At 54.4% G+C, this 24482-nt stretch carries 27 protein-coding genes, 1 tRNA gene and 1 riboswitch; of the genes, 2 read left to right on the top strand and 26 right to left on the bottom strand.

Annotated features, from left to right (window positions below):
• Position 1 precedes the first annotated feature (1 nt).
• The 24 genes from BLW59_RS04910 to BLW59_RS04800 form a co-directional block, all read right to left on the bottom strand.
• Positions 2 to 685, bottom strand: a complete 684-nt coding sequence (locus tag BLW59_RS04910; protein ID WP_074696805.1) for a DNA alkylation repair protein — start codon at positions 683 to 685, stop codon at positions 2 to 4.
• A gap of 107 nt (positions 686 to 792) precedes the next feature.
• Positions 793 to 881: transfer RNA gene (locus tag BLW59_RS04905), tRNA-Ser, on the bottom strand.
• Between the two features lie 63 nt (positions 882 to 944).
• Positions 945 to 1847 (bottom strand): S1 RNA-binding domain-containing protein, encoded by a 903-nt coding sequence (locus BLW59_RS04900; protein WP_074696695.1) that lies wholly within the window; start codon positions 1845 to 1847, stop codon positions 945 to 947.
• A gap of 2 nt (positions 1848 to 1849) precedes the next feature.
• Positions 1850 to 2179 (bottom strand): ribosome silencing factor, encoded by a 330-nt coding sequence (gene rsfS, locus BLW59_RS04895; protein ID WP_413778178.1) that lies wholly within the window; start codon positions 2177 to 2179, stop codon positions 1850 to 1852.
• 11 nt (positions 2180 to 2190) lie between these two features.
• Positions 2191 to 3303 carry an LCP family protein gene (locus BLW59_RS04890; RefSeq protein ID WP_051650424.1) on the bottom strand — a complete coding sequence of 371 codons (1113 nt, stop codon included), beginning with the start codon at positions 3301 to 3303 and terminating at the stop codon, positions 2191 to 2193.
• Entirely contained in the window at positions 3303 to 3896 is a 594-nt protein-coding gene (gene yqeK / locus BLW59_RS04885; RefSeq protein WP_074696803.1) for a bis(5'-nucleosyl)-tetraphosphatase (symmetrical) YqeK, read from the bottom strand. Before yqeK ends, BLW59_RS04890 begins: the two co-directional genes overlap by 1 nt.
• A gap of 8 nt (positions 3897 to 3904) precedes the next feature.
• Positions 3905 to 4513: a nicotinate-nucleotide adenylyltransferase gene (gene nadD, locus BLW59_RS04880; protein WP_029545737.1), complete on the bottom strand. Its 609-nt coding sequence runs from the start codon at positions 4511 to 4513 to the stop codon at positions 3905 to 3907.
• Positions 4514 to 4517: 4 nt separating this feature from the next.
• Positions 4518 to 4664 (bottom strand): hypothetical protein, encoded by a 147-nt coding sequence (locus tag BLW59_RS17685; protein WP_175463358.1) that lies wholly within the window; start codon positions 4662 to 4664, stop codon positions 4518 to 4520.
• On the bottom strand, positions 4661 to 5926 hold the full coding sequence (locus BLW59_RS04875) for a glutamate-5-semialdehyde dehydrogenase (protein WP_074696693.1): 1266 nt from the start codon (positions 5924 to 5926) through the stop codon (positions 4661 to 4663). The genes BLW59_RS17685 and BLW59_RS04875 overlap by 4 nt, the downstream gene beginning before the upstream one ends.
• 18 nt (positions 5927 to 5944) lie before the next feature.
• On the bottom strand, positions 5945 to 7081 hold the full coding sequence (proB, locus tag BLW59_RS04870; RefSeq protein WP_074696691.1) for a glutamate 5-kinase: 1137 nt from the start codon (positions 7079 to 7081) through the stop codon (positions 5945 to 5947).
• Positions 7082 to 7348: 267 nt separating this feature from the next.
• Positions 7349 to 7654, bottom strand: a complete 306-nt coding sequence (yhbY, locus tag BLW59_RS04865) for a ribosome assembly RNA-binding protein YhbY (RefSeq protein WP_074696689.1) — start codon at positions 7652 to 7654, stop codon at positions 7349 to 7351.
• A 28-nt stretch (positions 7655 to 7682) separates the two neighbouring features.
• Positions 7683 to 8963, bottom strand: a complete 1281-nt coding sequence (gene obgE, locus BLW59_RS04860; protein ID WP_074696687.1) for a GTPase ObgE — start codon at positions 8961 to 8963, stop codon at positions 7683 to 7685.
• 162 nt (positions 8964 to 9125) lie between these two features.
• Positions 9126 to 9416, bottom strand: coding sequence for a 50S ribosomal protein L27 (gene rpmA / locus BLW59_RS04855; protein WP_029545744.1), 291 nt, complete (start codon positions 9414 to 9416; stop codon positions 9126 to 9128).
• 33 nt (positions 9417 to 9449) lie between these two features.
• Complete coding sequence (locus BLW59_RS04850; RefSeq protein ID WP_029545746.1) at positions 9450 to 9767, bottom strand: ribosomal-processing cysteine protease Prp; 318 nt, start codon at positions 9765 to 9767, stop codon at positions 9450 to 9452.
• A 6-nt stretch (positions 9768 to 9773) separates the two neighbouring features.
• Positions 9774 to 10085 carry a 50S ribosomal protein L21 gene (rplU, locus tag BLW59_RS04845; RefSeq protein WP_029545747.1) on the bottom strand — a complete coding sequence of 104 codons (312 nt, stop codon included), beginning with the start codon at positions 10083 to 10085 and terminating at the stop codon, positions 9774 to 9776.
• Positions 10086 to 10277: 192 nt separating this feature from the next.
• Complete coding sequence (locus tag BLW59_RS04840; RefSeq protein ID WP_318253612.1) at positions 10278 to 11624, bottom strand: NCS2 family permease; 1347 nt, start codon at positions 11622 to 11624, stop codon at positions 10278 to 10280.
• Positions 11623 to 11726: riboswitch (purine riboswitch) on the bottom strand. (Overlaps the previous gene by 2 nt.)
• A 116-nt stretch (positions 11727 to 11842) precedes the next feature.
• Complete coding sequence (locus BLW59_RS04835) at positions 11843 to 12193, bottom strand: STAS domain-containing protein (RefSeq protein ID WP_051650425.1); 351 nt, start codon at positions 12191 to 12193, stop codon at positions 11843 to 11845.
• Positions 12194 to 12312: 119 nt separating this feature from the next.
• Positions 12313 to 13923, bottom strand: coding sequence for a dicarboxylate/amino acid:cation symporter (locus BLW59_RS04830; protein ID WP_074696685.1), 1611 nt, complete (start codon positions 13921 to 13923; stop codon positions 12313 to 12315).
• Positions 13920 to 15233 (bottom strand): glutamate-1-semialdehyde 2,1-aminomutase, encoded by a 1314-nt coding sequence (gene hemL / locus BLW59_RS04825; protein ID WP_074696683.1) that lies wholly within the window; start codon positions 15231 to 15233, stop codon positions 13920 to 13922. Before hemL ends, BLW59_RS04830 begins: the two co-directional genes overlap by 4 nt.
• Positions 15234 to 15603: 370 nt before the next feature.
• The gene (gene hemB / locus BLW59_RS04820) at positions 15604 to 16590 is read right to left on the bottom strand and encodes a porphobilinogen synthase (RefSeq protein WP_074696681.1); all 987 of its coding nucleotides are present in this window, start codon (positions 16588 to 16590) and stop codon (positions 15604 to 15606) included.
• 28 nt (positions 16591 to 16618) lie between these two features.
• Positions 16619 to 18139, bottom strand: a complete 1521-nt coding sequence (gene cobA, locus BLW59_RS04815) for a uroporphyrinogen-III C-methyltransferase (protein WP_074696679.1) — start codon at positions 18137 to 18139, stop codon at positions 16619 to 16621.
• A 12-nt stretch (positions 18140 to 18151) separates the two neighbouring features.
• The gene (gene hemC, locus BLW59_RS04810; protein ID WP_074696676.1) at positions 18152 to 19087 is read right to left on the bottom strand and encodes a hydroxymethylbilane synthase; all 936 of its coding nucleotides are present in this window, start codon (positions 19085 to 19087) and stop codon (positions 18152 to 18154) included.
• Positions 19050 to 20363, bottom strand: a complete 1314-nt coding sequence (gene hemA, locus BLW59_RS04805; protein WP_074696674.1) for a glutamyl-tRNA reductase — start codon at positions 20361 to 20363, stop codon at positions 19050 to 19052. The genes hemC and hemA overlap by 38 nt, the downstream gene beginning before the upstream one ends.
• On the bottom strand, positions 20332 to 20979 hold the full coding sequence (locus tag BLW59_RS04800; protein ID WP_029545764.1) for a precorrin-2 dehydrogenase/sirohydrochlorin ferrochelatase family protein: 648 nt from the start codon (positions 20977 to 20979) through the stop codon (positions 20332 to 20334). The genes hemA and BLW59_RS04800 overlap by 32 nt, the downstream gene beginning before the upstream one ends.
• Positions 20980 to 21312: 333 nt before the next feature.
• Between BLW59_RS04800 and BLW59_RS04795 the strand changes: the two genes are divergently transcribed.
• Together BLW59_RS04795 and BLW59_RS04790 are read left to right on the top strand one after the other, a co-directional pair.
• The gene (locus BLW59_RS04795) at positions 21313 to 21636 is read left to right on the top strand and encodes a M20 family metallopeptidase (protein ID WP_139283548.1); all 324 of its coding nucleotides are present in this window, start codon (positions 21313 to 21315) and stop codon (positions 21634 to 21636) included.
• A complete protein-coding gene (locus tag BLW59_RS04790; protein WP_074696672.1) occupies positions 21620 to 22045 on the top strand; it encodes a PIN domain-containing protein in 426 nt (141 codons plus the stop codon). The genes BLW59_RS04795 and BLW59_RS04790 overlap by 17 nt, the downstream gene beginning before the upstream one ends.
• A gap of 51 nt (positions 22046 to 22096) precedes the next feature.
• Here BLW59_RS04790 and BLW59_RS04785 read toward each other — a convergent pair whose 3' ends face one another.
• Together BLW59_RS04785 and BLW59_RS04780 are read right to left on the bottom strand one after the other, a co-directional pair.
• Positions 22097 to 24082, bottom strand: a complete 1986-nt coding sequence (locus tag BLW59_RS04785) for a flagellin (protein WP_074696669.1) — start codon at positions 24080 to 24082, stop codon at positions 22097 to 22099.
• A 74-nt stretch (positions 24083 to 24156) separates the two neighbouring features.
• The gene (locus tag BLW59_RS04780; RefSeq protein WP_074696667.1) at positions 24157 to 24411 is read right to left on the bottom strand and encodes a helix-turn-helix domain-containing protein; all 255 of its coding nucleotides are present in this window, start codon (positions 24409 to 24411) and stop codon (positions 24157 to 24159) included.
• Positions 24412 to 24482: the final 71 nt, after the last annotated feature.

Raw genomic sequence — 24482 nt, 5'->3', positions numbered from 1 at the left:
CTCACCCTTTTCTTATCTTCAATCCCCGCAGATACTCCTTGTGCTCCACGCTGACCCGCCTGCTCTCGATGGCTTTCTGGATAGCTTTGTTATGCGTCCATGGAGCCAGACGCTTTTCCTCTATGAAAGGCAGGACCGCTTCGTACTGCTTGGCCAGGGCTGTGGCGAAGTACCAGGCTGTCATCATGTTGATGTAATATTCCTCAGAGCGCAAATCTGCTGCCAGGGAAAGATATTCCTCGTCAAAATCCTCATCCAGGAAATGCTGCATGAGCATGCCTATGGCAAAGCGGACGGTATATGTTTCTGGGGAGACCAGCCAGTTCCTTATCTCCCCTAAGAGTTCCCGCCTGTGCGTCTTGAAAACCTTGGGAGACATCTGGTCGCAGGTAGCCCAGTTGTCCACATAGGGCAGGAATTCCTTCAGACGCGCCATGCACTCCCCATAGTCCTTGATATTGGAAACAATGAAGGCATGCAGCTGGTTCTCATCGTAATATGCATGAGGCAGTCCGGCAAGAAAATCTTCCATGCCGCCCTCCCTCATGATCTCCTTAGCCAGCTGCCGCAAAGCAGGAGTCCTCACACCGATGATCCGCTCCAAAGGCACCGTAGGAACCAGCTTGCTGTGAAAATCCCGATACCCTGTATCCTGCAAGGCAAACAGCCTCTCACGTATATCCATAGCCCACACCTCGCCATCAGTATCAATACCTTTGATACTGATATTAAGTGGTTGGAGTTTGACTGTCAAGAAAAAGCCCTGCGGAATCCGCAGGGCTTTGATTTCAATGGCAGAGAGGGTGGGATTCGAACCCACGAGGGCTGTTAACCCTATCGCATTTCGAGTGCGACACCTTCGACCACTCGGACACCTCTCCAGTTTATTGCACAAGGCAACACATGTATTTTACCACATCAGTATGACTTTTGTAAAGAAGCGGTCAAGCCTCCCTGCCTGCCTCCGTAAGGTAAGTCCAGCCTTCCTCTTCCCGGATAAGTCCCGCTTTCAGCAGGTGTCCCAAGGCACGTTTGAAGGCTGCCTTGCTGATGCCGAACTTGTCCTTGATGACTTCCGGGGAAGTCTTGTCGCTGTAGGGCATACGGCCCTCGCGGCTCCTGAGCAGTTCCATGATCTGCTCCGCATCAGTCACCAGCGCCTTTTCCTTGGCTTCCCGCAGGGAGGCGTTGAGCCTGCCGTCATTCCTGATGTAAGTGACACGGGCGGTGACTACCTCGCCCACTCTGGGACGCACGGACATTTCCTTGTTGGCGATGAAGACGATATAGCGCTCCTCGGAAAAGAGGAAGGCGCCTGCATCGGTGAAGTTGTAGATGGCGCCTGTCACCAGGTCGCCCTTCTTTACGCCCTCGGCAGGGCGGGAGGCCCGGCGCATTTCATCCTCTACCTCCATGGTAACCGCCAGGCGGCCGCTCTTGTCGGTGTAGAGCTTGGCCCAGACCACTTCCCCTACCTGTGGACGCCCCCTCATGCCAGCGTAGGGCATGAAGATGCCGCGCTCGGCTCCCACATCCAGAAAAGCACCGTCACGGCTGGTGTTGATGACCTTCAGCCGGGCAATCTGCCCCTCCTTCATCTTGGGGGTTCTCATGCTGGCGGTAAGGCGGCGCTTAGGGTCGAGGTAAAGGAATACTTCAACTTCCTCCCCCACCTGCACAGGGCGGGTCTGCTGGGTGGTATGGAGCAGGATATCATCGGAGGTATTGCCGGTCTCTGCATCCAAAAAGGCACCCATTTCCCCTAAGCGCGCCACCTTCATGACAGCTACGGTGCTGGGACCGTATTTGCGGCGGGGCCTTTCATTTCTCTGCTTGTCGCTATCCATCCTCAGTCCTCATAGGGGGTGAGGGGAGCCTCGCCCCACAGGCGCTCCAGAGCGTAATATTCGCGGGCTTCCTGACGGAAGATATGGGCTACCACATCGCCGTAGTCCAGCAGCACCCATTCACCCTCGCGATAGCCTTCCTTGTGGTTGAAGTGGATGCCCGCCTCGTCCATCTTTTCCTCGATGTTGTCGGCAATGGCCCGCACCTGGGTAGCGGTAGGTGCCGAACATACCATGAAGTAGTCCGTAGAAGACATAAGATTCTTCATATCCATGACCACGATATCCCTGGCCTTCTTGTCGCTGGCTGCAGCGCAGATGGCCTGGCTCATTTCTTTCTCAGTCAATTTGCTTCCTCCTTATCGGTAGAACTTTCTCCTTGCTCTATATCACTGGGCCGAAAGAGCTCCTGCATCCTGTTTTGGATGCCTGCTCCATCGGGAATCCAGATGGTATAATCATTTTCTGCTGTAGTGCCCGGCAGCATGACGCTGATGGGCTGCTCGCTGCTGATGCCCCTGAGGACATTGGCCAGATGGGCCGAATCAAAGACCTCGGCACTGGTCTCCACCTCGTTCTTGAATATATCAGCAATGGCGGGCAGCTTCGGCAAAGTCTCAAACTGCAGTATCTTGCTGTAGACGGCCTTGACGAATTTCTGCTGCCGCTGGACGCGGCCCACATCTCCCAGTTCCTCCCCGCGATAACGCAGGTATTCCAGGGATTTTGCCCCATCCAGATGGCGGTAGCCCTGCTCCAGATGGATTGTCAGGTTTGCCTCCGGGTCCTGGTAGTCCATATTGGTCTCCACATAGACATCAATGCCCCCCAGGGCGTCTATGAAGTGGGCAAAGGCCTTCATGTCCATGACCACATACTGGTGGATGGAGATGCCCAAAAGGCTGTTCACCTGCCGCACCATGAGCGGCGCTCCCCCGGCTGGGTAAACATCAGACAACCTTGCCTGCACCCCGGACACAGGCACCGTCACCAGGGTATCCCGGGGAATATTGATGAAGCGCACCCGGCCTGAGCCATTGTCCATGCTCACCACCAGTATGGTGTCAGCCTTCTTGATCCTGATGGGCTGCCCCTCTGCATCCAGAGGTGCCTCCATGCCGCCTGCACCGTCATCAAGTCCCAGAATCAGCACATTGGTGTAGCCGTCAAAGCGGGGGTCAACCGCGCCCCGGCGTGCTTCCTGTCTCTCTGTGTAGCCGGCATACATCTTCTGGTACTCACCGTAGATGTGCTGGCCCCAGCTCACCAGAGTCAGCCCCGCAAAAGCCACCCCCGTCAGCACCGCCCCCAGGATAATCAAGATCAGCAATAGGCGGAACAGGGCCTTTCTGCGCCTGCGGGCCAGTGCCTTGCGCTTCTTGATGATATTGTCACGAGTGGTACTTTTCTTGGGGACTCTGGTCCTTGGCCTGTCCCCGCCATCGTTTCTGTTCATCAGCCCATCCCCTGACTGCCCTTGACCCCCCGGGCCAAAATAATCTCATTTCTTGCCTGCACCGTGGCAGGGTGAACCAGATGGCCCTTCCGCACCACAAAGATGATGGACTCGCTGAGCCCCACCAGCACCATTTCGTCAAGGTTGGCTTCCCGGGCCAGCTGACGCAGGTACTCCACCTCCGGATAGTCCCTGGAAGGCTCTATCATATCCGCATACCAGATAATCTTGTCCAAGGGCGTCATCTTGCTGCCCCCCACCGTATGGCAGTAGATAGCCTGGCAGATTTCTTCGTCCTCTATCCCATAGATTTCCCGCACCCGCTGAGCCCCAATATAGGCGTGCAAGAGCAAGGGCATGGAACGCTCCAAAGGCTCCACAACGATGCCCCGGGCCTCTGCCTCTGCTATCATGGAGTCATTAGGAAACTCTCGGGCGCAGTCGTGCAGGAGTCCTGCCACGCGGGCCTTCTCCTCATCCACCCCAAAGCGGCGGGCAAGTTCCACGGCGGTTTCTGCCACCCCCAGAGAATGGCGGAAACGGCCTGGCTTCAGCCGCTTCTGCAGCTCCGCTTTCATCTCTTCGTAGTTCATCCCTGACATCAGCTATACAGACCTTCCTTATAGATATATGCTTCCACTTCTGCCGTCACCAGATACTTGATGGAACGCCCCTCCTGCACCCGGCTGCGGATGTCCGTAGAGGAAATCTCCAGCTCCGGGGTGGGCAGCTCATGGATATGCTTTGCTACCAGATCCTCGCCGAACTCCCGCCGCAATCTGGGCAGATCCAGGGCGCAGCCCTGGCGGGTGGCAGCGATGAAGTGGCAGATTTCCAGCAAGTGCTGTGCCTCATGCCAGGTGGAAAGTTCATTGATGGCATCGGCGCCTGTGATAAAGTAGAACTCCGCTTCCTGCCCGTGGGCCGCCTGCAAATCCTGCAGGGTGTCCACAGAATAGGAAGGGCCCTTGCGCTCCAGTTCAATCCGCGATACTTCAAAGCAGGGATTGTCAGCCGCTGCCATTTCCGTCATCACCAGACGGGAGTAGGCAGGAGCCACTTTCCGCCCCTGCTTGTGAGGAGGCTGGGCCGCGGGAATGAAGAGCACCCTGTGCAGTCCGAACTGCTCCCGCACGGCTTCCGCCGTCAGCAGGTGCCCCACATGGATGGGGTCAAAGGTGCCCCCCATAATACCTATTTTCTTTCTCATGGGTTCATGCACCTCCCCAGTATAAAAGCAAAATCAGCAAAACGCAGGTCAGCATGACCATCAGCAAAGCCCGGGCATAATCCTTGAAGTCAAAGGCCCCTTTAGGGGTGGCCAGATATTCCCGGAAGGCCCTGTACCAGCCCTTTATCACCCTCTGACCTGTCCTTCCCCATAGATGAGGTATTTCGTGCTGGTCAGCTCCCTGAGACCCATGGGGCCACGGGCATGAAGCTTCTGGGTGCTGATGCCGATTTCCGCCCCGAAGCCGAACTCAAAGCCATCGGTAAAGCGGGTGGAAGCATTCACATACACCGCCGCCGCATCAACTTCCTGCTGGAAGCGGTGGGCACTCACCAGATTTTCCGTGACGATGCTCTCGGAATGGCCTGTGTTGTAGCGGTTGATATGCTCTATGGCTTCGTCAAGGCTGTCAACCACCTTGACGGAGAGAATAAGATCGCCGTACTCCGTGCTCCAGTCCTCCTCCGTGGCAGCCTTGAGCCCCGGCAGCAGGGCCAGAGTCTTTTCGCAGCCTCTGAGTTCAACTCCCTTGGCTTCCATGGACTCTTTCAGCAAGGGCAGGAACTTCCCTGCTGCTGCCTGATGCACCAGCAGGGTTTCCATGGCATTGCACACAGAGGGACGGGAGGTCTTGGCGTTGATGGCAATGGCTATGGCCTTGTCAAGGTCCGCAGACTCGTCCACAAAGGTATGGCAGACCCCGGTGCCAGTCTCAATCACAGGCACGGAGCTGTTCTCCACAATATGGCGGATAAGCCCTGCCCCGCCCCGGGGGATGATCACGTCCAGGATGCCGTTCAGATGGGTCATGGCAGTGACTGCCTCCCGGTCAGTATCCTCAATGAACTGCAAAACCCCCTGGGGAATACCGGCTTCATAGGCAGCGGCAGCCAGAACCCTGCTGATGGCAGTATTGGAATTGATGGCCTCGGAACCGCCCCGCAGCAGCACGGCATTGCCGGACTTCAAGCAAAGCCCCGCCGCATCGGCCGTCACATTTGGACGGGCCTCATAGATGATGCCGATAAGGCCCAAAGGCACCCGCACCCGGCGGATTTCCAGGCCATTGGGGCGCTGGGCGCCATACTCGCACTCCCCCACCGGGTCAGGCAGGGCAGCCGTCTGGCGCAGGCCCTCTGCCATCTGCTCAATGCGGACTTCCGTAAGCTGGAGCCTGTCGAGATAAGATGCCTTGGTACCCTTGGCTTTAGCTGCCTCCATATCCTTGGCATTAGCCTCCAGAATTTCCGCGCTGTGCGTGAGCAAAGCATCAGCCATAGCCAGCAGGGCCTTGTCCTTCACACTGCTGGAAAGCATTCCCAGAGCTGCCGCTGCCTGCTTGGCCATCCTGGCCTTGTTCTTTACCACTGTCTCAATACCTGCTGCCAACATGCTGATTCCCCCTGCCTCTTAAACCATCAAAACAAGATTATCCCTGTGTATGACTTCTTCAGGTAAATCCTTAATGTCAGTATCCGTCAAAAGCGCCTTGAAATCCTCGCTTCTGTGTCCTGCCAGCTTCCTGAGGATTTCCGAACCATAGCTCACCTGTCCCCGGGCAATCTCCCTGCCGTCGGCAGAAAGCACCCGGACACTGCTGCCCGCCTCGAAATCCCCCTCGCAGGAGGTAACCCCTGCCGCCAGCAAACTGGAGCCACGGGAAAGGGCCGCCTCGCAGCCCTTGTCCACGGTGATGTCGCCTGAGAGCCGCTTGCCAAAGGCCAGCCAGCCCTTCCGCACCCGCAGATGCTCCTCCTTGGCGGGGAAAACCGTGCCGATTTCCTCCCCCTCCAGCACCTGCCGCAATACTTGCTGACGTGCCCCGGGAGCAATCACCAGGGTAATGCCTGCACCGCCGGCAATCTTGGCAGCCTCGATCTTCGTCATCATGCCGCCGGTGCCCAGCTTCGTGCCAGCGCCCCCAGCCAGAGCCTCGATTTCCGGGGTGATTTCCTTGATTTCCGAAATCAGCTTTGCCTCTGGGTTTGTATTGGGATTAGCTGTGTAGACCCCTTCGATATCAGACAGGATAATCAGGGCATCAGCATCCACCAGCGCCGCCACCACCGCCGACAGGGTATCATTGTCACCAATCTTGAACTCATCCACCGCTACGGCGTCATTCTCATTGATGACAGGGATAACTCCCATCTGGATAAGTGCCAGCAAGGCATTGCGGGAATGAGTGTACTGGCTGTGCCGCAGGGAATTCTCCCGGGTCAAGAGAACCTGGGCCGCCGTCTGCCCATATTCGGCAAAGAAGCGCTCATAGATGTGCATGAGCACCCCCTGCCCCACGGCAGCCAACGCCTGCTTCTTGGGCAGTTCCGCCGGCTTTTCCGTCATATTCATGCGCCCCAGCCCCGCCGCCATAGCGCCGGAAGTCACCAGTATCATTTCCTTGCCCGCATTCTGCAGGTCAGCAATCTGGCGCACCAGGCGCTCGATATTTTCATAGCTCAGACGGCCCGTGCTATGAGTGAGGGAACTGGTGCCCACCTTTACTACTATGCGTTTTGCTTCTTGCAGTCTTTCTCGTGCAGTCATCAAATCCCTCCCGGCAACGCCAACGTAAGCGCGGCTGATATTATGTCATAAGCGCAGCTTTGGAAAATTTGCGTCAAGAAAATATTTTTTGCTTTCACATTTCCTTTAGGCGGAAAACTCGTTCCCCTAAAGGGACTAACTTCGTGTCGCAAACGAAGTGCGTTGTTTGGAGCCTGAAGGCTTAATTAAAGCAAAAAATATTTTTAGCAAATTTTCCCTGCGGAGCGTTGACATAATATCAGTCGCAAGCGCCTTAGCACATATAAATTACTTCGGCAGCTCTATTTTAGGCTTCTCAAAGTTGCGCTTAAAGAGCAGCCCGTTGCGCCCAATCACCTGTACCAGGTTGGCGTCAGCCCGCTCTGCCAGCAGCTCGATGGCATCTGCCGGCTCATCCGGGGAATTCTGCAGCACCCGCACCTTGATGAGCTCCCTCTTCTTGATGGCTTCCCTGGCTGCCTGCACCACCGTGGGGGTGACACCTTCCTTGCCAATCTGCACAATGGGCTCCTCACTCATGCCCATGGAGCGCAGGAAACTCTTCTGCTTGCCTGTAAGTGAATTGCGAATCAAAAAACTTACCTCCGATATCTATTGAAAATTACTCTCTCCACTCAAACTCCATGGAGCCGATATGCACCGTGTCGCCCTCTTTGATGCCCCGGGCCTTGAGCTTTTCATCAATGCCTTTGATGCGCCAGATGTACTGGAAGCGGCGCAGAGCCTCATCATTGAGGAAGTTGGTCATGGCCACCAGTTTCTCCAGAGCCTTGCCGGACACCACGAAATCACCGGAAATATCACGCTTGATGGTAATCTTCTCCGGATCTTCCTTGTTCTCGTCGTAAACCTTGACCTCTTCCTCGGTCTCGATTTCCGGCACATAGTTGTCCAGCCACTCGCCCACATAGGAGATGAGCTCCGTCAGCCCCTCCCGGGTAGCAGCAGAAATGGCGAAGAGCTTCAGCCCTTCCTTCTCTGCCAGCTCCTTCAGGCGCGGCAGATTCTCCTGGGCTTCAGGCAGGTCCATCTTGTTGGCCACCAGGATCTGGGTACGGCGGGCAATCTTCTCGCTGTACTTCTTCAGCTCCACATTGATTTTGTAATAATCCTCCACAGGATCCCGGCCCTCCAGGCCGGAAGCATCCACGATGTGCAGGATCAGCTTCGTGCGCTCCACATGGCGCAGGAAGTCGTGGCCCAGGCCCACGCCGTCAGCAGCGCCTTCGATAAGGCCCGGAATATCAGCCATGACGAAGCTCTTCTCATAATCAGTCTTCACCACGCCCAGCACAGGGGTAATGGTGGTGAAGTGATACTCCGCAATCTCAGGACGGGCCGCAGAGCAACTGGCCACCAGGCTGGACTTGCCCACACTGGGATAGCCCACCAGTCCCACATCAGCCAAGAGCTTCAGCTCCAAAATCAGGCGCTTGCTCTCACCCGGCTCGCCAAACTCGGCGAAAGTCGGGGCACGGTTGGCAGAATTGGCGAATTTCGCATTGCCGCGGCCGCCGCGGCCGCCCTTGGCCACCACAGCCTGCTGGCCGACTTCCGTCAGGTCTGCCAGCACCTCTCCCGTGGCTTCGTCCTTGACGATGGTTCCGGGGGGTACTTTCACGAAGCAGGCAGGGGCATTGGCACCGTACTGGTTCTTGATATCCCCGTTCTCTCCGTTTTCTGCCGCAAACTTCCTGTGATAGCGGAAGTCCAGCAGGGTATTCATATTCTGGTCCACGATGAAAATCACGTCACCGCCCCGGCCGCCATCGCCGCCGGCGGGGCCCCCTTTGGGCACGAATTTCTCCCGGCGGAAGGCACTCTTGCCATGACCGCCATCCCCGGCCTTGACTATGACCTTGGTTCTGTCAATGAACTGCATATTTCCTCCTTCAAGCTTAAACTCGTTGTCAAAAATGAAAAACCGGCGTTGCGATGAACACCGGCTTTTCATTCCTGACAACGCAACCTAACGTCTTCTTTTCAACAATATAAAGAATACCTGCGCCGATGTATCCCTGCGCAGGTACCCCATATTTTTAGATTACATAGCTTCCTCAGCAGTGTAAACGCTGATCTGGCGCTGGTAACGGCCCTTGCGCTCGATAGCCACCTTGCCGGCGACCTTTGCGAAGAGGGTATCGTCCTTGCCTCTGCCAACGTTATGACCCGGATGGAAGTGCGTGCCGCGCTGACGAACCAGGATGCTGCCTGCGGTCACAATCGTGCCAGCATGCTCCTTCACGCCAAGGCGCTTGGACTCACTGTCACGACCATTACGGGTGGAGCTAACGCCCTTTTTATGAGCGAACAGCTGTAAGTCAAAAGTAAACATCAAGTTCACCTCCATTGCGTGAAAGGCCAACTTTCATCGCCTTTCATTGATGCGAACTGCCTTGGGAGTGAGCTTCTCGATTTCCCTCAGCCCCAAAAGCATTGACTGTAATACAGCCTCTGTGAGATCATCGGGAGCGCCCTTGAGCTTCATCGAAAGTTTACCACTCGCGACCTCATAATCTGTCTCGCGATGCAGATGCTTTCCTATGCCCAGCAGGGCGGTCTGAGCCAGAGCCGAAACCCCTGCACAGACAATATCCTCACCGTGTGCCGCCGTGCCGCTATGGCCGGTGACCTCGTAGCCGGATATCTTCCCTTCTCCGTTTTTAAAGATCTCTACCTTAATCAATTTTGATTAAGCCTCGATCTTCTCGATGACAACCTTCGTGAACGGCTGACGATGGCCCTGACGACGACGATAGTTGGACTTCGCCTTGTACTTGAAGACAAGAATCTTGCGCTCCTTGCCCTGAGCCTCGACCTTAGCCGTAACCTTGGCACCTTCAATAACCGGCTTGCCGACCTTGACATCGCCATCGTTCACCACTGCCAGAACCTGGTCGAAGACAACTGCTTCGCCCTCAGCCTGAGCCAGCTTCTCAACGGTGATGACATCACCCTCAGCAACCTTGTACTGCTTGCCACCAGTCTTGATAATTGCGTACATGAAAACACCTCCCTGATAGTTACTCGCCAGCTTCGGTACAGCCAAAGGCTGATTTCACTTTCAAAACCTGCACTGCGCGGTTGGGGAAGGACGCCTGAGCGCCCTCTGGAATGCTCTGCGCATTCACTAGCAAAGCTTAACATAGAAAAGGCCCTGCTGTCAACAGCAGAGCCTTGAGTTTTTATATATTTTTTAGGACCTCATAACCAGGTTCACCACAAAGGCGATACTCACCAGCCACATGATCCAGCTTACATCCTTGTGCTTGCCTGCGCAGGTCTTGAGCACTGCGTAGCTCACAAAGCCGAAGGCAAAGCCATTGGCAATGGAGGAAGTCATGGGCATCATCAGAATGGTGAGGAAAGCGGGCAGAGCCACGGTGTAATCCTGCCAGTTGATCTTGCCCACATCAGCCATCATCATAGCACCTACCAGAATCAGGGCAGGAGTGGTGGCGAAGCCCGGCACCAGACCGATAAGGGGTGCAAAGGCCAGAGAAACCAAGAAGAGGACAGCCACCGTCACAGCTGTGAGACCCGTCTTGCCGCCGGCAGCGATACCTGCGGCGCTCTCTATATAGGAAGTAACCGTGGAAGTACCGAACACAGCAGAAGCCATGGTGCCCACAGCATCCGTAGTGAGGGCCCGGTCGATGTTCTCGATCTGGCCGTCCGGCTTCACCATCTTGGCCTTGCTGGTGAGACCTATCAGGGTACCCATATTATCGAAAAGTTCCACCACCGTGAAGGTGAAGATAATGGAAACAATGCCGTAGTTCCAGGCACCTGCCAGGTCAAGCTGGCCAAAAGTGGCGCTCATGCTGGGCACGCTAGTGCTGATGACATCAGTGAGGCTGTGCGGTGCCGGGGTATACCCCATCACCATGGCAATCACAGTAGTCACCACAATGCCGATAAGGATAGAGCCCTGCACATTGCGGGCCATGAGTGCGCCCGTCAGCAACAGGCTGAACAGGGAAAGCATGGTAGTAGGAGCCACCACAGAACCCAAAGTGATGAAAGTGGCAGCATCAGCCACGATGAGGCCGGAACCCTTGAGACCGATAAAGGCGATAAAGGTACCGATACCCACACCGATAGCAACCTTCAGGTCAGCAGGCACAGCATTGATGATGGCCTGACGAATGCCGCCCAGGGTCAGGATAAAGAAAATCACGCCGGAGAAGAACACAGCGCCCAAAGCTACCGTCCAGTGCAGGTGCAGCACACCTACCACATAGAAGGCAAAGAAGGCGTTCAAGCCCATGCCCGGCGCCAGAGCCACAGGATAGTTGGCAAAGACGCCCATCATGGTAGTGGCCAGAGCCGCAATCCAGATGGTGGAGGCAATGGCTGCTTCCTTGGGAATCCCGGCCTCGGCCAGGATATTGGGGTTGACGAACATGATGTAGGCCAGGGCGATGAAGGTGGTGAAGCCCGCTATCATCTCCGTCCTGATGGAGCTTCCCTTCTCCCTGATCTTAAAGAACTTCTCAATGAAATTTGGCTGCCCTGCCGACTGCTTCATTTCAGCTTGCATACGAAAAATTTCCTCCTATAGCCTTGGGCGGTTTACGGCCGCCTGGTAGAAACGCCCGCACCCTATCTGCGAGCTTATACAGTAATAACGACAACGATTAGAGTATCATGAAAGTGGACATAAGTCAATTTGATATTGCAATTAAAACTTTCACACAATATCTGCAAACAAAAAGCAGGCGAAAAACCGCCTGCCTTCTCACACGACTTATACCCCTGTCAGCTTCTGGACCTATGGATATCAGCTGCAAAGGGAAGATCTGAAACACTGTCATAAACCTCCAGGAATGCGTTGACACCGGAAGCCTCGATTATCTCTTTTACTTCCGGGCGCATGGCGCAGATTGCCACATGATGGTTCACTTCAGCTGTTTTCTTGGCTGCCTGCACCAGCGAACGAATCCCCATACTGCTTATATATTCCAATTCACTGACATCCAGCACGATATCAAGGCGCTTGGAAATCTCCGGCAACATCTCTTTATCCAAATCCGGCGCAGTCTGAGCATCCAGACGTCCCTTCAACGTAAAAAGAATCCATACCCCAAAAACTTCCTTCTTCAATTCCATCTCAATTCCCCCTTGACGCACCATCATTTTCTTCTAGCTTACCTGTCTTATTCTACAAAAGTCATTTATTTCCTTCTAAAAAAACATGCCAATTTTTGTTCCAGCACCGCAGGCGAACCTCACTCTGCCCGATAGACCGACTCATCAACAGCATGCTCATGCCTGGCCAGCAACAAGGCAACAGTAATGCCCCCTGCAGAATTGAGGGGCGTCCGCAGCATAGAAACCAGCGGGTCCACGGAAAGCACCATGCCGATGGCCTCTATGGGAATCCCCACAGATACAGCCACCGAGGCCAGGCAGATGACCGCCCCTCCCGTCACTCCTGGAGAGCCAAAGGAAAGGGCCACAGAAGTAAGCGCCAGCGTCATCAGGAAGCCTGAGCTGACCTCAATCCCGTACAGCTTGGCCAGCATGATGCTTTGCAGGATAAGGAACGCGCAATTGCCGTCCATCTTCACAGAAGCCCCCATGGGTATGGCAAAGCCAGCCAGCTTTTCCTGTACCCCCAGCTGTTTGACACATAGCTCCATGGAAAAGGGCATAGCAGCGTTGGTGCTGCCCAGAGAGGCCGGCAGCGGCAGAAAGCCAGCCAACTTTCTCAAAAAGATCCAAGGCGGCAGGTGTCCCGCCGCAGCCACCAAAGCACCGTACACCACCAGCATGAAAACCAGCATCAGCCCTTGGGCCAGCAGTGCCTCCATAAAAGCCCAAAGGGACTCCAGCCCCACCTGGAAGACAAGGGAAGCCATAGACAGGAAAGCCACCAGGGGAACCAGCCGCACGATGGTCCTTATCACCCGCAGGCAGAGAGTGTCCATGGCATTCACGATATCAATCAAAGGACGCGCTTTTTCCCCCATGCTGTTTATGGTCAGGCCAAAGAGCAACGCCAAAAAAATCACCTGCAGCATATTGCCGGAAATCACCGGCTCCGCAAACTGATGCGGTACAATCCCCACGATCATATCCAGCAGTGACATATGGGCAGCAGCAGTATCCCCGGCTGTCCCTATCTGCGCGAATTCCCCTGAAAAGATATGGACGCCCAGGAAAAGGGCACCACCAGCAGCACAAAGGGAGGTCACCAAGTACAGCCCCATCATGTACCTGCCCATTTTCCCAACTTCTGAGACATTGGAAAGATTCATGATTCCTGCCATGATGGAGAAGAGCACCACCGGTGCCAGCATCATGTTCATGGCATTCAGGAACATGGTGCGGGCGCTGCGCAGAGCGTAAGTATCAATCATGCTCACAAGGTCAGGCGAAAGCACTTCCTCCAGCACAGAACCGACCAGAAGGCCCAATGCCATACCCATCAGGGTATTGCGCACCTGCTTCTTCTTGTCCTTGCGCACCTCGATGGAAAGGCAGTTCTTGCCGTTCCTGCGGGAATACCCCAGCCACTCGCGATTGCTGGTCAGGATGATGTGACGGAAATAATCCACCTCTTCCTCTGTCCAGGAATTTTCTTCGCTCAAAGGATTATACGCCTCGCCCTCTGAGGTCAGACGCAAGCTCACCGCGCCAAAGCGGCGATGTATGCCCACTTTGACTTCCTTGCTTTTATGCTCAAAAAGGCGGTAGCAGATTTCTTCCAGCAAGAGGCTGGAGCGTATGACTGCCGCATGCTCTATGCCCATCTGCACGAGCTTTTCTTCAATTTTGCCCTGTTCGCTCCCAAAGGTTTCCTTCGTCAGCAGGAAACTGGACGCATTTCCTATCATAACGCCGCCACCGCAGCAAAGGCCCTGCCTGCCGCCTCTATAGTGCGGTCAATGTCCTCCTCGCTGTGGGCGCCGCTCATGAACAATGTCTCGAACTGGGAAGGAGCCAGATAGATGCCCTGCTCCAGCATGGCCTTGAACCAGACCTTGAAGGCTTCTTGGTCGGCGGCTTCTGCATCAGCGTAGTCATAGACTTCCTTTTCGCTGAAGAAGATGCCAAACATGGAGCCTGCCTGATGGGCCTGAATGGAGACGCCCGCTTCCCTGGCCTTTTCCTGCCAGCCCAGCAGGAGTTTTTTCGTCTTCAAGGTGAGCTTCCGGCTGTAGTCCGGCTCACCATGCTCCGGCTCGGCGGTGATGATTTTGAGAGTCTCCAGCCCAGCCGTCATGGCCAGTGGATTGCCGGAGAGGGTGCCTGCCTGGTACACGGGACCGGAAGGCGAAACCTTTGACATAATCTCCCGCTTGCCGCCGTAAGCTGCCACCGGCAGGCCGCCGCCGATGATCTTGCCCAGACAGGTGAGATCAGGGACGATGCCGTAGGCCGCTTGAGCCCCACCCAGGGAGGCACGGAAGCCGCACATGACCTCGTCGAAAATAAGGAGGGTGCCGTGTTCCTCCGTGAGCTTCCGCAACAGACGCAGATACCCCTGTTTGGGAGGAATGCAGCCCATGTTGCCAGCCACCGGCTCCACGATGACGGCGGCAAGCTCGTCACCGCATTTTTCCATGATTTCCTTGAAAGCCTCTTCGTCATTGTAGGGAATGGTGATGGTATCTGCCGCCGTTCCCTTGGTGACACCGGGAGAGCTGGGCACGCCGAAGGTGGCCATGCCGCTGCCGGCGCTCACCAGCAGGCTGTCGCTGTGGCCGTGGTAGCAGCCGATAAACTTGAGGATTTTCTCCCTGCCCGTATAGCCACGGGCCAAGCGCAGGGCACTCATGGTGGCCTCCGTGCCAGAATTCACCATGCGGAGCATTTCCATGGAAGGATAGACGGACTGGACAAGCTTCGCCAGCTCACTCTCAATCACCGTGGGCGCACCGTAGCTGGTGCCCCGGGCAGCAGCCTCCTGCAGGGCCTTCACTACCTGGGGATGGGCATGGCCCACCACCATGGGACCCCAGGAGCCTACATAATCTATATACTCATTGCCGTCAATATCGTATATCTTGTCCCCCTCAGCCCGGGCGATGAAAGGAGGGTTGCAGTCCACGCTCCTGTAGGAACGCACCGGACTGTTCACCCCGCCGGGCATCAAGGTTTTGGCTTCATTGAAGGCTTCAAGAGATTTAGACAAATTCAGCATATACAAGCCACTCCTTGTTGTAGAACATTTGCTCTCTTCATAGTTCTTGTGGTATACATTAACCAAGCTACAAAACGGTAGGCGGTTAGCCCTCTCATCAAAGCTGGCGTTAAAAGCGCGCGGTCGATCGGCAGATGGGAGGTGATAGCATGAATGATACGACGCTTCTGCTGTTGCTGATTTTGTTAATCATCCTCGCTGTCAACAGCAGAAAGAAATAACCGCCCCAGTTCCCCAACTTTGGCGGTTAATCTTGTATTGACCTGAAATTTTGAGGGCTAACCGTTTACCAGTAGCCTGCCTCCTGTTAGCACAGGAGGCTTTTTCTACATGTATTGTAACATATTTACAGCCCTGTTTCAATTATCCTTCAATAAACAATTCCTTCCTCCAGCCAGCGGGCAGCATCAAGGGCATGATAGGTGATGATCATTTCTGCCCCGGCCCGCTTCATGCAGTTCAGGGACTCCAGCACAATGCGTGGCTCGTCAATCCAGCCGTTGGCGGCAGCGGCCTTCACCATGGCATACTCGCCGCTGACATTGTAGGTGACCAAGGGCAGGTCGCACTTCTCCTTGGCCTCTTTCACAATGTCCAGATACGCCAGAGCAGGCTTCACGATAATCATGTCTGCACCCTCGGCCATATCCAGAGCCAGTTCCTTCATGGCCTCACGACGGTTGGCCGGATCCATCTGGTACTGGCGGCGGTCACCGAATTGGGGAGCGCTGTCAGCCGCATCGCGGAAGGGGCCGTAGTAACCGGAGGCATACTTGATGGCATAGCTCATGATGGCGGTGTTGATATGACCCTTTTCGTCCAAAGCCTCACGGATAGCCGCCACCCTGCCGTCCATCATGTCAGAAGGCGCCACGATATCAGCCCCGGCCTCAGCCTGGCTCACCGCCACCTTCTGCAGGTGCTTCAGAGTAGCATCATTGTCCACATAATGGCCGCAAAGCTCCCCGCAATGGCCGTGGCTGGTATACTCGCAAAGGCACACATCGCCGATGATCACCAGTTCCGGCACTTCCTGCTTGATGGCCACGATGGCCCGCTGCACAGGGCTCTTCATATCCCAGGCAGAAGAGCCGATCTCGTCCTTGTACTCAGGAATGCCGAAGACCTCCACCGCAGGAATCCCCAGGGAAGCCACCAGCTTGGCCTCCTCCACTGCCTGGTCCACAGACAGATGGTAGCAGCCGGGCATGGAAGGAATCTCCTCCCTTACATTGGTGCCCGGTACAAGAAACAGAGGATAGATGAAATCCTTCACGGAAAGAGACGTCTCCCGCACCATGGCGCGGAGGTTCTTGGAAATGCGCATACGGCGTGGCCGCAGTACCTGATTGAGCATAGTATGGCTTCCTTTCAATTATGTTAACTTATGCCTGAAAATGTTCGCTTATAACCTTAACTAAGCCGTTAATGGTGTATTCTGCCGCTTCCATATCCGGCTCCAGGCCGTTATTCCTGGCGGTCTCTGCCGTAACGGGACCGATGCAGGCCAGCTTTACGCCATTGAGCAAATCCTTGCTGCCCAAGAGCTTCAGCAGGTTGGTCACCGTGGAGGAACTGGTGAAGGTCACCAGGTCAATCTCTCCTGCGGCCAGCTTCGCCTTCAATTCCTCGGCACTATCTTCCGCAGTCACCGTCTGATAAACCGGCACCACATCCACCGTATGCCCCTGCTCCCGCAGCTTCTCGGGCAGGATTTCCCTGGCCTTCTGGGCCCGGGGAAGAAGGATCTTGGCATGGGGAGGCAGCTTGCCCTTCAAGGCTTCCAGTATGCCCTCAGCCCTGAATTCCTGGGGAACCACATCTGCCCTGATGCCGTATTCCCTGAGCTTCTCTGCCGTAGCGGAACCAATAGCTGCTGCCTTGGCAAAGCCCAGCGCCCGGGTATCCTTCCCGGCACCGAACAGGCGGGAGAAGAAATGCTCCACCCCGTTGGTGCTGGTGAAAATCAGCCAGTGGTAATCCTGCACATGTGCAAGGGCCTCGTCCAGTGCTTTATAGTCATCTTCCGGAGCCCTGAGCTCGATGGCAGGAGCCTCAATCACTCCCGCCCCCAGAGCCTCCAAGGCCGCCGTCAGCTTGGAAGCCTGGCTCCTTGCCCGGGTAACCAGCACAGTCTTGCCAAAGAGGGGGCGGTACTCCAGGTCATCAAACCACTTGAGGCTTTCACGGAGCTTCACGACCTCACCCACAATAAAGATAGCAGGCGGCTTCAAACCGGCCTTCTTCACATCCTCGGCTGCGGTGCCCACGGTGGTTTCCAGCACCCGCTGCTCAGCCTTGGTGCCCCAGCGGATCACTGCCGCCGGAGTATCAGCACTGCGCCCATGCTTGATAAGTTCCTCGGTGATATGGGGCAGATTAGCCACCCCCATGAGGAACACCAGCGTGTCCACCCCCATGGAAAGCTTGTCCCAGCGCATATTGGAGCCGCCCTTGGTGGGGTCTTCATGGCCCGTCACCACCGCAAAGGAGGTAGCTACCGCCCGATGGGTCACGGGAATCCCCGCATAGGCGGGCACGGAAATGGCAGAGGTAATCCCCGGCACGATTTCAAAGGGCAGATGGTTCTCCCTGAGCAGCAGGGCTTCTTCCCCGCCCCGTCCGAAGACAAAGGGGTCGCCGCCCTTCAGGCGCACCACGACCTTGCCTTCTTTGGCCTTGTCCACCAAAAGCTGGTTGATATCCTCCTGCTTCATGGTGTGGTTACTGGAAGCCTTGCCCACATAGATGTACTCCGCTTCCTCCGGCGCCCACTGAAGAATCCTGGGATCTGCCAGCCTGTCGTAGACTACAACCTCTGCCATCTTCAGGCAATCCACTGCCTTCAAGCTGATAAGCCGGTAATCTCCCGGGCCTGCCCCTACTAAATATACCATTCCTGCCATAATCAAAACTCCTTACTTATCCAGCAAAAGCCCCAATTCCTGCATGATTTCCAGTCCCCCGGCAGCCAGCAATTTCTCTGCCAGTTGGCTGCCCAACTGCTCAGCTTCACTCTTGGCCCCGGTCAGCTTGTCACGATATAAGCGGGCGCCATCCAGAGAAGCAATCACTGCTTCCAGCTGCAATTCCTCATTTTCCACAGACCCAAAGACACCCACAGGCACCTGGCAGCCTCCCTCGACTTTGGCAAGGAAGGCCCGCTCGCCCTTGGCGCAGGCTGCCATATCCCCATCATTGAGGAAAGCAATCATCTCAAGGATTTCCTTGTCCTCTGCCCGTGCCTCAATGGCCAAAGCTCCCTGCCCCACGGCAGGCAACATGATTTCCCTGGGCATCACTTCGGCTATCCTGTCCTTGAAGCCCAGCCTGGTAAGCCCTGCCACCGCCAGCACGATGGCATCGAAGTTCTCCTCTTCCAGTTTCCGCAGGCGGGTGTTCACATTGCCCCTGAGGTCCTGAATATTCAGGTCAGGACGGGCATGCAGGAGCTGTGCCTTGCGGCGCAGGCTGGAGGTGCCCACCTTGGCTCCCTTGGGCAAATCCTCAAAATGGCCGTATTTAAGGCTGACCACGGCATCGCCGGGGTCAGCCCTCTTGGTAATGGCTGCAATGACAAGACCCTCAGGAACTTCCGTGGGCATATCCTTGAGGCTGTGTACAGCCAGGTCTATGCCCCCGTCCAGCATTTCCTGCTCCAGTTCCTTGGTAAAGAGCCCCTTGCCCCCAATCTTGGCCAGGGGGGCATCAAGGATTTTGTCACCCTTGGTGGTCATGAGTTTCTTCTCCACCTGCAGGCCGGGATATTCTTTTCTCAGGCACTCCGCCACATAATCAGCCTGCCAAAGGGCCAGCTTACTGCTGCGCGTACCGATAACAATCTTTTTCCTCACTCTTGGTCTCTCCTATGGTGTCCAGCTTAAAGAGGGCCCTCATGGCCTCAATGTAGAATTCCTCCTGCTCAGTGCCCGCAGCGGCTGTAAGCTTCATCATGGGCATGCGCAGGATCTTGCGCACTATCATGCGGCTCATGTGCTCCACCTGCCGCCACTGGGCTTCATTGAGCTCCGGCAGCTTGGAGGACGCACGGCGCACCTCCCGGGCGCGTATGCGCTCGCAGCGATTGGACAGCAGGGCCATAATGGGCTGGAAGGAAAGGTACTGGAACCGCTTCTCGATGGCGGCTGCTTCCTCCTCCACAATAGCATAGGCGGCCTTGGCCTCCCGGCGGCGCTCCTCCACATGCTCATCAACTACTGCTTCCAGTGAGTCTATATTGTAGAGGGTAACCCCCTTGATATCCGCCACCTCCGGATCCACATCCCGGGGCACAGCAATATCGATGAAGAACAGGGGCCTTCCCTTCCTCTTTGCCATAAGCTGCTGGGTCTCCCAGGGCTTCACCACATAGTGGGGCGCGCCGGTGGAAGTGACAATCACATCTGCCTCCACAGCCCTGCGCATAGCCTGATCCCAGGGAACTGCTTCCCCGCCAAACTCCGCGGCCAAAGTCTCAGCCTTGTCCAGATGGCGGTTGGCCACCATGATTTTCTTCACCCCACGGGCCACCAGATGCTGGGCGGTAAGCTCAGCCATCTTGCCTGCACCGAAAATCAGGGCTCCGGCTCCCTCAAGATTCCCCAGTTCCTGACGGGCCAACTCCACAGCTGCATAGCTGACAGACACGGAATTGTAAGCAATGCGGGTCTCCGTCCTCACCCGCTTGCCCGTGGCGATGGCCCGGTGGAACAAGGTATTGATGACAGTGCTGGTGGTGCCGGCCTCCCGGGCAAGGGCATAGGCTTCCTTCACCTGGGAGAGGATCTGCCCCTCCCCCAACACCAGGGAGTCAAGGCTGGAAGCCACCAGGAACAAATGCCTGATGCACTCCTCGTCCACATATTTATAAAGATACTCGTCAATATCTTCCTCATTGCCCGTGAGGTCAAAGAGGAACTGCTTGAGGGTGACCTCATCAGAGGCAGCATCGTCCACCACCGCATAAATCTCGCTGCGGTTGCAGGTGGAAAGCACCACCATTTCCTGAAGACCGTCATATTCTGACAAATTCATGAGACCCTGACGCACTGCGCCCTTGGCAAGGGAAAAACGCTCCCTCACCTCCACAGGTGCCGTCTTATGATTCAGCCCCAACATCAGTAATTGCATTTCTTATCTCAGCCTCCGCCTGCTCAAGTTCCCCACTTCTCACTAAAGCCAATACACCGGGCGACAAAGCCTGCCGCCAAAAATCCTGCCGCTCACTGCTGTCAGACAAGCGCTCCTTCATCTCCGCGCGCATTTCCTTCAGCCGCTCAAGCCAAAGTCCAAAGCTCTCCGGGAACTCCTGCTCAAGCTCCCGCCGCAGGGCTCTGGAAAAACCGGGGCTGGCTCCCTCCGTAGAAAGGGTCACCAGCAAATCACCCCGCCTGAAACTGGAAGGCACGGTAAAGTCCGTCTGCTCAGGCTCGGTCACATCATTGACCAGCGCCCCCACCTCTCTGGCTTCTTCTGCCGCCTGCTCATTTACGTCTCTGTTGTCCGTAGCGCAGAAGACCAAAAGAGGCTTCATGTCCTTCAGCATGCCCTTCATATACCGAAGCTCATACCAGTCTACCAGTCCTGCATGGGCCAGTTCCAAAAGCCGCTCCGTAAGCTTCGGGGCCACCAGGGTAACTTTCCCGGCCGCCTGCAGCAGCCCCATCACCTTCCGCTCAGCCACCCTGCCGCCCCCAACCACGATGCAGCGCCTGCCCGTCAGGTCCAGGTTCATAGGATAAAACAAAATTCCAACGCCTCAACTTTCGAATCGGGGCGTGTTGAAAAACTCCACCTGCACGCTACATCGGCCATTTTTCCGCCTGACTGCGTCAGCGAAACCTTGACGTAGCTCTGCTACGACTGCGGTCTCACTTCCTTGTCATACGAAAAAATGTCTCGCTGTATCGCACAGTTTCTGTTTTCCAACACACCCTTATGAATGACTGTCAATTACGAATCCGATTCACTCTTTATATTCTCTACTTATTATAACCTTTCCTGCTAGGAAATTAAAGAGATTTCACAAGACGGACATAAATATTTCCAACAGTTGCCACGCCTGGGCTTTAGTGGTATATTGAGAGTAGAAATCAGAATTTTTGCAAAGGATGGTGACGTTAAAATGACTGCCCTCAGAAATCAGGCTATGGACATCATCAGTGAACTGCCGGAAGAACATATTGCATATGTTCTTGCCATTCTAGAAAATATACAGAGAATTTCCCGCCCCCGGGAAATCCCTCATGCCTCTGCACAATTCCCCCTCCATTTGACCAAAAGAGAAAACTATGATGAAATAGAGCAGGCGCTCAATGCAATTTCAGGAGCCGTGCCAGACACCGGTATGAGCTTGGAGGAATACAGGGCGGAAAGGCTGGCAAAATATGAGACTATTGCTTGATACCAATATTGTTCTAGATGTATTCCTCAAACGCCAGCCATTTTACGAGGCCAGCAAAACCATTATGGATTTGTCAAAATTTGAGCAATTCGATGAATACGTCTCTGCCTCAACCGTAACAGATATCTACTACATCACCAGCAAAAACATCAAGGACGCGCAGGCCACCCGCAATCTTCTCAACCAAATGCTCAAAACGATTCATATATCTGCTGTAACGGAAGATGACATAAAAAACGCACTTCACCTGTCATGTAAAGACTTCGAGGACGCAGTCCAATTTGCCGTTGCTTCCTCTTATGAAATGGACGGCATTATCACCCGCAACAAAGATGACTTTCATCAAGCGGAAATCAATGTTTGGAGTCCTCAAGAGTTTCTGGATATCATTGCTTACCTAATGAAATGAAAACCACCTCCATCAGCCCCGCTAAAGGACAACTGATGGAGGTGGTTTCGTTTATTGCAGCAGCGACAAGACGCTGCTGCTATTCTGATTGGCCTGGGCCAGCATGGACTGGGCGGCCTGGGTGAGGACGTTGCTCTTGGTGTATTCCATCATTTCCTTTGCCATGTCCGCATCACGGATGGTACTCTCGGAACTGGTGGTGTTCTCATGGCTGATGGTGAGGGTATCCTCCGTCTGCTCCAAGCGATTGATATAGGAGCCTACCTGCGTCATTTCATTAAGGGCGTAGTTGATAGCCTTGTCCAGAGGGCCATCAACGCTGGGGTCAGTGAGGCTCCCCAACAGGCGTTGGGCTGAGGCACGGGTTCTGACACTAGCTACTTTTTCCAACGCCTCATCAGTCTTCACTTTGAAAAGCGCTTTAGTATCAAGATTTTCGATATAACAGTTAATACGCTGATTGGCTTTGGTTCCAGTGTGAACTATGAGAGGCTTATATTTAGTTCTCACATTTACTCCATCAACAGACCCCAGCACCCCCCTACCAATAGCCTCACCTTGATTGCTTGTTACATTGCCAGTCATATTTTCAATAGTAATAACACCTGCATGACTGTCGTAACCACTTCCTATCCCAGCACCAAGTTCAGCAGATATATTAACAATAGAATCTCTTATGGTAATATTTCCAGCATCAGACCTTCTTCTGCCGCTACCGATACCTGCTCCACCATATAGAGAAGGATTATTCCTATCCCCTATATCGATGGTATTTATATTTATAAGCGACTCTTCAATAGTGATATTTCCCACACTTGATTTCCCAGCACCACCACCACTACCTATGCACGCACCACCAGAAGCCAATCCTTTAATACTGGCATTTTTTATGGTTATATTGCCGGCTGAGCCTCTTCTGCCAGATCCTATATTAGTTCCATCTCCAGAGCAAGAAATGTCAAAATTACCACCATTTATTGTAATATCACCTATTCCACCACTGATTCCAGATCCGATTGCAGCACCAAAATTGGCCATTTTTTCGATAGCAGTTAATGTGTAATTGCCGCTGTTGATAGTCAGATTTGCGTTACTATTTTCCGTTTGGTTTGTGCCAATCATAGCAGCAAGGAAGTTATTACAGCACATGTCCAAAGAACCAGTGCCTTCTATTGTAAGTCCGTTGCCTATATGTATCATAGCCGAAGCAGCAGCCTGAGGTTGACTCAGGCCTACTATATTCTTGCCTTTAATTGACAATACGTTATCACTACCGAAAAATTTTAGAAAAGAACTGTCCATAGGAGATTTGCTATCATATTCAATATTTAAATCTTCAAGCCAAAGGTTCGCCTTACCAGAAGCAGGTCCATTTATATATACATTTTTCAGTTTCTCCGAAGTAGCCTGCGTGATTTTTACTCCAGCCAATCCATCAGCTATGGTAATATCACCAGTAAATCCTTCAGCGAGCTCATATACCCCAGAAGCGGTTATAGTGTGGTTTCCACTGGTAAGCGTAACGGGAGTGCCGCTAGGTTCAATCACTCCGGTACTGACACCGCCATCTATAACGGCATTGTCAATCGCTGTATAACTCCACCCACGCCCGTATTCGCCGTTAAGCAGCAACTTCCCATTATAGTGCGTAGTCGCCACAATATCATCAATCTGCTTCAGCTTCTCATCGAATTCTTTCTGTATGGTAGCCCTGTCCGCATCCGTATTACTATCATTAGCTGCATTAATAGCCAGCTGCTTCATTTCTCTCAGTTCATCTACGATCCCCTGGATCCCCCCCTCTGCCACCTTCAGCATAGAGCGTCCTGTACGCGTATTGTCAATATCCTGCCGCAGGCTCCTTATTTGCGCCTGCATTCTTTCTGAAATACTATAGTCCGCAGTTCCGTCTCCTGCGCTCACGATTTTTAGACCACTGGCTACCTTGGATAGTTGCTTGCCTAACTTAGACACATTTTTATTAAGTTCCCCCAATGTCATATTCGCCGAAGGATTATTAACCACCGTCATAGCCATGTTCCTTACCTCCTTGGCCGCCCCTCCCTGGGCTTTCCTCTTATTTTTCATCGCCACCCATCAGGATACGCCTGCTACGCCCACATACTTTTCTCCATGCTGGAAAAAGTCGTCAGCAGGGACGGGTCTATATCAAGTCCCTCTGCGATATCCAAAAGCAGGGCGATAGATATGTTGTCGCCGTACTTCCCCCGCTCAATACGGCTCAATGTACTCTGGCTGATATGCACCTTCTCTGCCAGCTGGTTCTGCTCCCAGCCGTGCAATGTGCGATAATATGCTATTTTGGCTCCGATCTGTCTATAGAAAACATCCCGACAAATTCCCACTTTATCCACTCCTCTACACTGTGCCTATTATAATTATCGCATTTAACCGCCCTTTCTTTTGGCATATAATC

Source organism: Selenomonas sp. KH1T6 (assembly GCF_900108415.1).
Taxonomy (GTDB): Bacteria; Bacillota; Negativicutes; order Selenomonadales; family Selenomonadaceae; genus Selenomonas_B; species Selenomonas_B ruminantium_A.
This window is presented reverse-complemented; position numbering and strand designations above follow the sequence as displayed.